The organism is Stutzerimonas sp. Brlt_14 (genome assembly GCF_051948915.1).
Lineage (GTDB): Bacteria > Pseudomonadota > Gammaproteobacteria > Pseudomonadales > Pseudomonadaceae > Stutzerimonas > Stutzerimonas stutzeri.
Window position 1 is genome coordinate 51679 of record NZ_JAYJLM010000001.1, and the last position, 11845, is coordinate 63523.

At 66.0% G+C, this 11845-nt stretch carries 7 protein-coding genes; 6 read left to right on the forward strand and 1 reads right to left on the reverse strand.

Annotation, left to right across the window (positions count from 1 at the left end; translation table 11 throughout):
* Positions 1-10: 10 nt before the first annotated feature.
* Positions 11-4861 (reverse strand): NAD-glutamate dehydrogenase, encoded by a 4851-nt coding sequence (locus tag VF716_RS00270; RefSeq protein ID WP_125856471.1) that lies wholly within the window; start codon positions 4859-4861, stop codon positions 11-13.
* Between the two features lie 211 nt (positions 4862-5072).
* On the opposite strand from VF716_RS00270, the gene VF716_RS00275 reads away from it, so the two are divergent.
* From VF716_RS00275 to VF716_RS00300, 6 genes are read left to right on the forward strand one after another with little or no spacing between them, the layout of a single operon-like run.
* Positions 5073-6032, forward strand: coding sequence for an AAA family ATPase (locus tag VF716_RS00275; RefSeq protein ID WP_013983016.1), 960 nt, complete (start codon positions 5073-5075; stop codon positions 6030-6032).
* Positions 6032-6994 carry a DUF58 domain-containing protein gene (locus VF716_RS00280; RefSeq protein ID WP_125871766.1) on the forward strand — a complete coding sequence of 321 codons (963 nt, stop codon included), beginning with the start codon at positions 6032-6034 and terminating at the stop codon, positions 6992-6994. Before VF716_RS00275 ends, VF716_RS00280 begins: the two co-directional genes overlap by 1 nt.
* A complete protein-coding gene (locus tag VF716_RS00285) occupies positions 6991-7485 on the forward strand; it encodes a DUF4381 domain-containing protein (RefSeq protein ID WP_011913511.1) in 495 nt (164 codons plus the stop codon). Before VF716_RS00280 ends, VF716_RS00285 begins: the two co-directional genes overlap by 4 nt.
* Positions 7478-8497 carry a vWA domain-containing protein gene (locus tag VF716_RS00290; RefSeq protein WP_020307856.1) on the forward strand — a complete coding sequence of 340 codons (1020 nt, stop codon included), beginning with the start codon at positions 7478-7480 and terminating at the stop codon, positions 8495-8497. Before VF716_RS00285 ends, VF716_RS00290 begins: the two co-directional genes overlap by 8 nt.
* Entirely contained in the window at positions 8494-10203 is a 1710-nt protein-coding gene (locus VF716_RS00295) for a VWA domain-containing protein (protein ID WP_053527233.1), read from the forward strand. Before VF716_RS00290 ends, VF716_RS00295 begins: the two co-directional genes overlap by 4 nt.
* Positions 10200-11828 carry a BatD family protein gene (locus VF716_RS00300; protein ID WP_125841500.1) on the forward strand — a complete coding sequence of 543 codons (1629 nt, stop codon included), beginning with the start codon at positions 10200-10202 and terminating at the stop codon, positions 11826-11828. Before VF716_RS00295 ends, VF716_RS00300 begins: the two co-directional genes overlap by 4 nt.
* The last annotated feature ends 17 nt before the right edge of the window (positions 11829-11845 follow it).

The following is an 11845-nucleotide window of genomic DNA, read 5'->3' on the forward strand; positions in this document are numbered from 1 at the left end:
CGCAGCGGGTTCAGCCATGCCCTACCGATTGCGCCAGCCCCTGCAGCTCCCTACTGGCAACGGCATAGATCGCATAGTCATTGCCGCTGGCGCTGCGCAGTTCGGCAAGCATCGATCGCCACCGCTCCAGCGGAGCCGGCCGCAGGGCCAGCCAGCTATCGACTCGCTCGCCGATCGACTCCGGTCCGTTGTCCATCTGCAGCACAGACACCGTGATGCTGCGCTGCTGCGAATCGAGGTCGTCGCGGAAGCCTTCGCGGGCCATCGCCTGCCAGTTGTTGGACACCGGCATGTTGGTCAGCTGGTGCAGATACCACGGCAGCTCCAACGCCCCGCCGACGGCGAAATACGCCGCGGCCACGTGCGCCGGAACCTGCCCGGTTTCGTCGGCGGCCTCGAGGATCGGCAGCAGCGTGTACAGATGGTTCGTGCCGGCAACCATGCGCGCCAGCAGCTCGGGCACGCCAGCTTCGGTGTAACGCCGATAGCGCTCCTGCCAATGGTCGCGGGTCGAGCCTTGCAACAGCTCGTCCAGCTTCAATCCCAAGGCTGCAACCCGCGGACCGAAATGCGCTACATCCCGCGCGGCATCCAGTTCGCTGCGCCGGTTACGCAGGAACCAGCGCGTCGCACGCCGACCGAGACGCATCAGCTCATCCATCAGGCTGAGCTGCAGCTCGGCAGGCACCTTGTGGTCCAGCGCCTCGATCTGGCGGAACCAGTGCGGCAGATGGAAGATGTCGCGCACGATGACATAGGCTCCGGCCACATTGGCAGCGCTCATGCCCGTCGCTTCGTGCAGCCGCTGAACGAAGGTGATGCCCATGTTGTTGACCAGATCGTTGGCGATCTGGGTGCTGACGATCTCGCGCTTGAGGCGGTGCTGCAACATGGCACCACGGAAGCGTTCGACCAGCTGTTGCGGGAATGCGGTTTCCATCTCCCGCGCGAGGTAGTCATCGTCCGGCACACGGGAATCCAGCAGCGCCTTCTTGAGCTCGATCTTGCTGTAGGAGATCAGCACCGACAGCTCCGGACGGGTCAGCCCCTTGCCGATATTGGCGCGCTCGGCGAGCGCCTCGTCAGAAGGCAGGAACTCCAGCGCGCGATCGAGCTGTCCGGAAGCCTCCAGCGCATTGATCAGCCGCACGTACTCGGAGGCCCGCTCACGGGAGCGATGCTGCGCCTGGGACAGTGCCTGGGTCTGCTTGTAGTTGTTCTGCAGCACCAGATCCGCTACCGCATCGGTCATGTCGAACAGCAACTGGTTGCGCTGCTTGGCTGTCATGTCCCCCGCGCTGACAACCTCGTTTAGCAGAATCTTGATATTCACCTCATGGTCGGAGCAGTCGACCCCACCGGCATTGTCGATGAAGTCGGTGTTGCTCGAGCCGCCATGCAGCGCGTACTCGACGCGTCCCAGCTGGGTCATGCCGAGGTTGCCACCCTCACCCACCACCTTGGCGCGCAGATCGGCACCGTTGACTCGCACCGCATCGTTGGCCTTGTCGCCGACCTCGGCGTGGCTTTCGCCGCTGCTCTTCACATAGGTACCGATGCCTCCGTTCCAGAGCAGATCCACCGGCGCCTTGAGCAGGGCGTGAATCAGTTCGGCCGGCGTCAGCTGATCCGCCTCGATGGCGAAACGCTCCTTCATCTGTGCGGTGATCTGCACCCGCTTGGCCGAACGCGGGAAAATGCCGCCGCCCTCGGAGATCAGCGACGCGTCGTAATCGGTCCAGGATGACCGCGGCAAGTCGAACAGGCGTTTGCGCTCGGCAAAGCTGCGTGCGGGGTCGGGATTCGGGTCGATGAAGATATGCAGATGGTTGAAGGCTGCCACCAGTTGCAGGGTTTCGGACATCAACAGACCATTGCCGAACACGTCGCCAGCCATGTCGCCAATGCCGATCACGCTGATCACATCGGTCTGCACGTTGATGCCGCGCTCACGGAAATGACGCTGCACCGATACCCAGGCACCACGGGCCGTGATGCCCATCTTCTTGTGGTCGTAACCCGCCGAGCCGCCCGAGGCGAAGGCATCGCCAAGCCAGAAGTCGTACTCGGCGGCAATGCCGTTGGCAATGTCGGAAAAACTCGCCGTACCCTTGTCCGCGGCAACCACCAGATAGGGATCATCGCCGTCGTAACGCAGCACGTTGGCGGGTGGAACCACCTGGCCGTCGCGCAGGTTGTCGGTGATATCCAGCAGCCCGCTGATGAAGATGCGATAGCAGGCGATGGCTTCGGCCTGAATATCGTCACGCGAGCCGGTGGTCGGCAGCCGCCGCGGCACGAAGCCGCCCTTGGCCCCACCCGGGACGATGACCGCGTTCTTCACCTGCTGCGCCTTGACCAGGCCGAGTACCTCGGTGCGATAGTCCTCCTCGCGATCCGACCAGCGCAACCCGCCACGGGCCACCTTGCCACCGCGCAGGTGTACGCCCTCGACCCGCGGTGAATAGACGAAGATCTCGTACATCGGTGCCGGCCGCGGCATTTCCGGAATGGCCCGGGGATCGAGCTTGAAGCTGAAATACGGCTTGGGTTTGCCGCTGGCGTCCGGCTGATAGAAGTTGGTACGCAGCGTTGCCTGAATCAGGGCCAGGTAGCGCCGCAGAATTCGGTCCTCGTTGAGTACCGCCACGTCATCCAGGGCGCTGAGGATCGCCTGCTCCAGGCGTTGCTGCTTGTCGGCCAGGTCTTCGTCACCCAGCTTGCGCGCCAGGTAGAAGCGCATCTTGAACAGTCGAACCAGCTCACGCGCGATGTCGGTGTGGTTGAGCAGCGCGCTGGCGATATAGCCCAGATCGAAGCCCATGCGGATCTGCTTGAGATAGCGCGCATAGGCCCGCAGCAGCGCGACCTCCCGCCAGGCGAGGCCCGCCGTCAGGACCAAGCGGTTGAAGGCATCGTTCTCGGCGAAACCGCCATAGATGTGGATGAAGGCGTCCTGCAGCGCCTCGTTGATCTCCAGCAGATCGATTTCCAGGCCTTCGGAATAGGTGAAGGCGAAATCATGGATCCAGTAGTCGCGGCCGCTGCTGTCGCGCAGCTGGAACGGAAACTCACCGAGCACGCGCAGGCCCAGGTTCTCCATGATCGGCAGGATGTCCGACAGCGGCAGCGGCGTATCCAGGTGGTAAAGCTTGCAATGCAGGCGGTTCTCTTCCGCGGTGATCGGCTGGTAGAAACTCATCACCAGCGGACGCTCTTCGCTCAGATCGAGCACATGCTGCATGTCGACGGTGGCCGATTGCGGCGAGAAGCGCTCGCGGTAGCCGGCCGGGAAGCCCTTGGGAAACTGGCTGAGCAGGTGCGTGCCCTTCGCTTCGCCGAAGCGCTCGACCACCAGGCCCTGGTAATCGTCCTGCCAGGTACGGCAGGCCTGCAGCACTTCCTGCTCGAGACGCGCCGGATCGACCTGCAGCGCTCGGCTGGGGTCCAGGCGCAGAATGAACTGCACCCGGGTCAGTACGGATTCGGAGAAATAGGTGGAGAACTCGCAGTCGCTCGCCTCGAGCCGCTCCTGCAGAACCTGCTGGATCTTCAGTCGCGTCTCGGTGGAATAGCTGTCGCGCGGCACGTAGACCAGGCAGTAGCAGAAGCGTCGGTACGGATCGAAGCGCAGGAACAGCCGCAGGCGATTGCGCTCCTGGATCTGCACGATGGCGATGGCATTTTCGAACAGCTCGTCGATGGGCGCCTGGAACAGCTCGTCACGCGGCAGCACTTCCAGAACCTGCACCAGCTCCTTGGCCAGGTGCGCCGAGTTGCCGAAGTTGGCACGCTGTACCACCGTCTCGACCTTGCGCCGGATGAAGGGGATGCGCCGCACGCTCTGGGTGTAGACCGACGAGGTGAACAAACCGAGGAAGCGGCACTCGCGCACCACTCGGCCCTGCTCGTCGAATTCGCGCACCGAGACGAAGTCCGGATAAGCCGGGCGGTGCACACGGCTGGGCATCGCCGCCTTGGCGAACGACAGCAGAAGCGGCTCGCGCAGATAGCTGACCGACTGGCCGGTAAGCGATTGCTCCTCCTGCGACAGCCCGGTGCGCATGCTGCGCGAGAGCCCCAGCAGCGAATTCTCGTCATAGACGATCTGACCGCCGTCGCCCTGCTCCAGCACGGAGAACTCCTCGTAACCGAGGAAGGTGAAATGGTCATCGGCCAGCCAGCGCAAGAAGTCACGGATCTCGTCCAGCTCATCGGCATCGATGCGCAGGTTAACCTGCTCCAGCCGCGCCTGCAGGTCGCCTACCTTGCCTTTCATGGCCGCGAAGTCACCCACCACCTGACGCACGTCGGCCAGCACACCGAGCAGCGACTGCTCCAGCTCGCGCAGGGCCGAAGCGCTGGCGCAACGGTCGATCTCGACGAAGATGAGCGATTCGGCGTGGCTGTCCGGGGCGCGCTCGTCCTTGGGCAGCAGCTCCAGCAATGTGCCGTCGGCTGCGCGGCGCACCTGCAGGACGCTGGTTTGCAGGGTATGGATGCTGTAACCGCGGCGGGTCAGCTCCATGCGCACCGAGTCGACCAGGAACGGCATGTCCGGATGCAGCACCTCGACCACGCTGTGGGTGGATTGCCAGCCATGCTTTTCATAATCGGGATTGAAGACCTGCACTTCCGGCACGGCGGGGTCGAAGCGCTCGAGCAACCGCCAGCTGGCCAGCGTCGAGCCAACCAGGTCGCTCATGCGCCGCTCGGTCAGCTCGGGCAAGGCGACGATGCCGAAGAACTGTTCGGCGAACAGATTCAGTTGGGGCAGGATTTTCGGGTCTACGTGTTGGGCCAACGCTGTCTGCAATTGCTGCTGAAAGTCGGCCTTGCTGGCCGCTGAAAAGAACGCCATGTATGGCTCCGCTTGGCTTGCTGGGGAAAGGCTCGTCGGTAGTGACTGACGGCACAGGACGAAGGTTCAAGGTTAGTCTAGACGAGGGTTAATGCAGTAAAGTGGCGCATCCCTTGCGGCCCTCTGCGACCGTCTGTAGCAGCCGATGACGGCCACGCTGGCATCGGCGTCAACAGCCGGGGCCGGCCGCCCACCAGGAAGAACCGAAACGATGGACCACCGTGAATCGATAGTCGCGCTGCGGCAGTTCCTGTCCACACAGATCCTGGGCCAGGAACGGCTCATCGAACGCCTACTGATCGCCCTGCTCGCCGACGGCCACATGCTTGTCGAAGGGGCGCCGGGGCTGGCCAAGACGCGGGCGATCAAGGAGCTCGCCGAAGGACTGGAAGCGGAGTTTCATCGCATCCAGTTCACCCCCGACCTGCTCCCCGCCGACATCACCGGCACCGAGATCTATCGTCCGGAAACCGGCAGCTTCGTTTTCCAGCAAGGGCCGATCTTCCACAACCTGGTGCTGGCCGACGAGATCAACCGTGCGCCGGCCAAGGTGCAATCGGCACTGCTCGAGGCCATGGCAGAGCGCCAGGTCAGCGTGGGCCGCAGCACTTACGATCTGCCGCCGCTGTTCCTGGTGATGGCGACGCAGAACCCCATCGAGCAGGAAGGCACCTACCCGTTGCCCGAGGCGCAGCTGGATCGCTTCCTGCTGCATGTGAAAATCGGCTTTCCCGATGCCTCGGTGGAACGCCGCATCCTGCAACAGGCCCGCGGCGAAGCCATCAATGGCGAGGCGGCGCCGGAGCATCGGGTCAGCCAGCAGGCGATCTTCGCCGCACGCAAGGACATCCTCGGTCTGTACATGGCCGATGCGGTGGAGGAATACCTGGTGCAGTTGGTGATGGCGACCCGCACGCCGGCCAAGTTCGATGCCGAGCTGGCCGAGTGGATCGCCTACGGCGCCAGCCCCCGCGGCTCGATCGCGCTGGACCGCTGCGCCCGTGCCCATGCCTGGCTAGCCGGCCGCGACTTCGTCAGCCCCGAGGACATCCAGGCGATGCTCTTCGATGTGCTGCGCCATCGCCTCATCCTGTCCTTCGAGGCGGAGGCGGCCGGCATCGATCAGGATCGGGTCATCCAGCGCATCCTGGACGTGGTCGCGGTGGCCTGATGCAACCGCAGGCATCGGGCACCGGGCAGCCGCCCGAACAGGACAACGGTGTCCGGGTGAGCCTGTCCGAACTCATCGACATTCGTCACCGTGTGCGCGAGGTCCCGCTGTTCTCCACGCCACACCGGCGCAGCCCGCTGGTGGGGCTGCATCATTCCAAGCTGCGCGGCCGCGGCGTGGATTTCGATCAGGTGCGCGTCTACCAGGCCGGCGATGACGTGCGCACCATCGACTGGCGGGTGACTGCCCGCACCCAGGAGCCGCACACCAAGCTGTTCCACGAAGAACGCGAACGGCCCATCTACATCGTCGTCGAACAAAGCCCGCGCCTGTTCTTCGGTAGCGGCCGGCAATTCAAATCGGTACTGGCGGCCCAGGCAGCCGCACTAATCGGCTGGGCCGCGCTCAGCCACAACGATCGCGTCGGCGGACTGGTGTTCGGCAGCGAGCAGCAGGAGATCAAGCCGCGCCGCAGCAAGCAGAGCCTGCTGCAGCTGCTCGATCGCATCACCCGCTCCAACCGGCAGCTGCGACCGGACAGCCCACTCGACCCGGAGGCCTTCAGCCTGGCGCTGCGCCGCGTACGCGAAGTGCTGCGGCCCGGTAGCCTGTCGGTGATCCTCTGCGACGAACGCACCCTGAGCGACGCCGCCGAACAGCAGCTCAGTCTGCTCGCGCGCCATGTCGATCTGTTGCTGCTGCCAGTGTTCGACCCCCTCGATCGTGCATTGCCCGCAGCCGGGCTGCTGCGCTTCAGCCAGGGCAACGCACGGCTGGAGCTCGACACCCACGACGCTACCCTGCGCCAACGCTACCGCGAGCTGGGCGAGGCGCGCAGCGCGCGTTGGCAGCGCCTGGCCGATCGCCTGCGGGTGCCGCTGATGCCGCTCGATACCCAGCATGATCTGGTCGAGCAGCTGCGCGAACACCTGAGCGTTCGTCACCCGAGCGCGCGGCCATGAACCCGCTTGACCAGCTCGCTCCCCTGATCGATCCGGAGCCCATCTCCTGGTGGCCGCCGGCACCCGGCTGGTGGCTGCTTGGGCTGGCGTTGCTGCTCGGACTCGCTGCGCTCTGGCGGTTTCGCCATCGACTCGTCAAACGCAAGCCGCGCGTGCGCCCCGAGCCGGTACTGGACCCGCAACGCCAGGAAGCGCTGGCGGAACTGGCCCGCCTGCACAAACCCTATGGCGGCCAGCCCGCCAGCCAGTGGTTGCAGCAGCTGAACGCCCTGCTCAAGCGCCTCTGCCGCATACGCTACCCTGCCGACCATCCGCACACGCTCAGCGGGCGGGCCTGGCTGGCATTTCTCGACAGTCGCTGCCCGGCGGCCGGTCTGACGCGCTGGATGGTCCTCGTCGAAGGCGCCTATCGGGCCGAATGCCGCCTCGACGACAAGGCCATCGACGGCCTCGAGCAATCCGTCGACATCTGGATTCGCAAACATGTTTGAGTTGGCCTGGCCCTGGGTCTTCCTGCTGTTGCCGCTGCCCTGGCTGCTGCGCGCGTTGCTGCCGCCAGCCGATAGCGGCGAGGCCGCCCTCAAGGTCAGTTTCCTCGATGAACTGCAGCAGCTGGCCGGCCGTCGTGCGCGGGTCGCGTTGCCCGCCTGGCGCCAGCAACTGCCCTATCTCACGGTCTGGCTGTTGCTGCTGTTCGCCGCAGCGCGCCCACAATGGCTGGGCGAGCCGCTGCCATTGCCCACCAGTGGCCGCGACCTGCTGCTCGCAGTGGATGTCTCCGGCTCGATGGATTACCCGGACATGCAGTGGCAAGGCGAGGAGCTCACCCGACTGGAGCTGGTCAAGGTGCTGCTCGGCGACTTCATCGAGCAGCGCCACGGCGATCGGGTCGGTCTGATCCTCTTCGGCAGCAAGGCCTACCTGCAGGCGCCGCTGACCTTCGACCGACGTACCGTGCGTGTCTGGCTGGACGAGGCGCGGGTCGGCATCGCGGGCAGCAATACCGCCATCGGCGATGCCATCGGCCTTGCCGTCAAGCGCCTGCGCGAGCGCCCGACCAACAGCCGCGTGCTGGTCTTGATTACCGATGGCGCGAACAACGGCGGCGAACTCGATCCACTGCTGGCCGCGACACTTGCCGCAGAAGAGAGCGTGCGCATCCACACCATCGGCATTGGCGCGGTCCCGGAAGAAGGGGGCGTGCTCAGCCGTTTCGGCTTCAACCCGGGGCTGGATCTGGACGAACCGACGCTGCGCGCCATTGCCGAGCAGACCGGCGGCGAATACTTCCGCGCCGCGTCCAGCGCCGAGCTCAGGGCCATCGGCGCAGCGCTGGACCGCCTCGAGCCTGCCGCGCAGCAGCCGACCCAGGCACGCCTGGCCGAAGCGCTTTACATCTGGCCCCTCAGCGCTGCGCTACTGATCAGCCTGCTGATGGTCGCGGCCAGTCTCTGGAGCGCGCAGCTGCAACGCCTGGCATGGCGACGGGAGCAGCGGCGATGAGCGAGCTGCTGCCCCACCTGCTTCGCCCCTGGTGGCTGGCCATCGTGCCGCTGCTGGCCTGGCTGCTCTGGCGCCTCTGGCATCGGCAACTGCAGGTCGGCCGGTGGCAGCGGCTGCTGCCGGAAGCCTTTCACGCGGCCTTGCTGACCCGCGGCCGGCTGCGCCACAGTCGCCTGCCCTGGCTGGTGCTGGGGCTCGCCTGGCTGCTGGCGGTCATCGCGCTGCTCGGCCCGAGTTGGCAGCGCTTCGAGCAGCCCAGCATCAAGCGCAGCGACCCATTGGTGGTCCTGCTGGAAGTCACGCCTTCGATGCTGGCGGCCGACGTCGCCCCCACCCGCCTCGAACAGGCCAAACGCAAGCTGCTGGACCTGCTGGAGCGGCGCCAGGACGTGCAGACCGCCGTAGTGGTGTTCGCCGGCAGCGCACATACCCTGGTGCCGCTGTCCGACGATCTGGCGACCACCCGCAACCTGCTGGCGGCCGTACACCCGGCACTGATGCCCGAGCCCGGCCAACGTGCAGACCTGGCCGTTGCCAGGGGGCTCGAACTGTTGCGTCAAACGGGCCTCGGCCGCGGGCGCCTGCTGCTGATCGGCAGCAGTCTGGACCAGCACGAGCGCAGCGCCATTGCCACGCTGCTGCAAGGGCAAGGCGAGCGGCTGCTGATGCTTGGCGTGGGGACCGAACAGGGTGCCCCGATTGCCGGCGAGAACGGCAGCTTCCTCAAGGATACGAACGGCGCGATCCTGATCCCGCGGCTGGACAACGCCGGGCTGCAGCGCTTCGCAACCGAGCTCGGCGGGCGCTACCGTCAGGCACGCCTCGGCGATGAAGACCTCGCGGCGCTCGGGCTGCTGGACCAAGCCGGCACACTGCAGCGCGACGACGAAGTGACCCGCCTGGAGGCCTGGCTCGACCAAGGCTATTGGCTGCTGCTGCCCTTGCTCCTGCTGGCCGCGCTGGCTGGCCGTCGCGGCTGGCTGTTCTGTCTGCCATTGCTGCTGTTGCAGCCACAACCGGCCAGCGCATTCGAATTCGAAGACCTCTGGCTGCGCCGCGACCAGCAAGGCCAACGCCTGCTGGAGGCGGAACAACCGGCGAAGGCCGCCGAGCGCTTTGCCGACCGGCGCTGGCAGGCGATGGCGCTGTATGAGGCCGGTGACTACACCGGTGCCGCCGAACGCTTCGCCGAAGGCAGTACGGCTGCCGACCACTACAATCGTGGCAACGCCCTGGCACGCGACGAGGCCCTGGAAGCTGCCATCGAAGCCTATGAACAGGCGCTGGAGCTGCAGCCCGACCTGCAAGCGGCGCAGCGCAACAAGGCATTGGTGGAGGAGCTGCTGCGCCGCCGTCAGGAGCAGTCCGAGCCAGAGCCTGAGCAGCAGGAACAGGAACAGACGGAGCCGGACGAGCCGCAGCCACAGTCGCAACCACCGGAGTCCGGCTCTGCCAGCAGTCCGTCGACAGAGGACGCACAGGGCGAGCCGGCCAGCGAAGCCAGTGGCGCCCCGCAGGCATCCACAAGCGAAGCGACGGACGAAACCGGCGAATCGTCCGCTCAGGCACAGCACGAGGGCCTGCCCGATCTGGAACGGCAACAGGCCACCGAACAATGGCTGCGGCAGATTCCGGACGATCCCGGCGAGCTGTTGCGGCGAAAGTTTCTCTACGAACAACGCAAGCGCCAGGGAACCAATCGATGAAGCGCCTGATGGCTTTTCTCCTGCTCTGCATCCTGGCCGGCCAGGCGACCGCCGCCGGCCTGTTCGCCCGTGTGGATCGCACCCAGCTGAGCATCGACGAAACCCTCGAACTCAGCCTGGAAAGCCAGGGCGGCGCCGTCTTCGGCAAACCCGATCTGGAGCCGCTGGAGGAACTGTTCGAGGTCTTCGACACCCGCCAGGTCAACCAGCTGTCCAGCAGCAACGGCGAAGCCCGGGCGATCACCCGCTGGCTGATCACCCTGCGCCCACGCCAGACCGGCTACGTCGTCATTCCGCCGCTGCAGCTGGGCGACTGGCGCAGCGAGCCGATTACCCTGCTGGTCCAGGAGTCGCTCAAAAGCAGCGAAGGCGATCAGCTGGCGCCCATCTTCATCGACTCCAGCGTCGATCAGGAAAGCGTCTACGTGCAGGCCCAGGTGATTCTCACGCTGCGCATCTACCATTCGGTCTCGCTGTACGACGACAGCACGCTTTCTCCGCTGCAGATGCCCGAAGCGCTTGTGGAGCGCCTCGGCGAGCCGCGCACCTACGAGAAGACCATCAACGGCGTCCGCCACGGCGTCATAGAGGTGCGCTATGCGCTGTTCCCGCAGAAATCCGGTGAACTGACCATCCCCGCTCAGCTGTTCAGCGCCACCACCGTCACCAACGGCAGCAGCTCGGTATTCGGCTCGCGCGGCGGCCGGTCCACCCAGGTCCGCTCGCCGAGCATCCCGCTGACGGTCAAGACCAAACCGGCCGACTATCCAGCCGGCGCGCCCTGGCTGCCGGCGCGCAGCCTGACGCTGGTCGAAGCCTGGAGCCCGGAGCCGCAGCAGGCCCAGGCCGGCGAATCGCTCACCCGCAGCCTGCTGCTCAAGGCCGAGGGGCTGACCAGCACGCAGCTGCCGGCGATCGGCTCCACACCGAGCGCCGAACTGCGCCGTTACCCGGACCAGCCCAGCCTGGCCAACGAGGTCAGCTCAGCCGGCCTGGTCGGCAGTCGCGAACAGCGCGAAGCCTTGATCCCCACCCGCAGCGGGCCATTGCAGTTGCCTGCTCTCGAAGTCGTCTGGTGGAACACCGTCGAAGATCGCCTGGAGCGCACCACGCTCGAGGCGCGTACGCTGGATGTCGCGGACAATCCGAATCTCGCCCCGCCAGCGGCCGAACCACCGGTGCTGTCAGCAGTACCCGCCGAACAGGCCGTGCTCTGGCCGTGGCAGCTGAGCACAGCGCTGCTGGCACTCAGCACGCTGATCGGCTTCGGTCTGTGGCTGCATGCACGGCGCCAGCCTGCGGTGCAGCGCGCGCTGCAACCCGGCCCTACTCCGCGCAGCCTGCTCGACGATCTGCGCCGCGCCTGCCAGGCCAACGATACACAGGCCACCCGCCAGGCACTGGACGCCTGGGCGCGGCAGCAACCGGAAACACTGGCGGACATGGCCGCGCGTTTCGTGCCGCTTTCCGACGCCCTGGACGGCCTGAATGGCGCGCTGTATAGCGAAGCCGGCCAACGCTGGCAGGGCGATGCGCTGTGGCAGGCGATCCAGGCGCTGCCACCGGCCAGCAGCCCGGATCTCGACCAGGAACAGGGTGCATTGCCGCCGCTCTATCCACGCTGATGGCCGTCCTTGGGCGG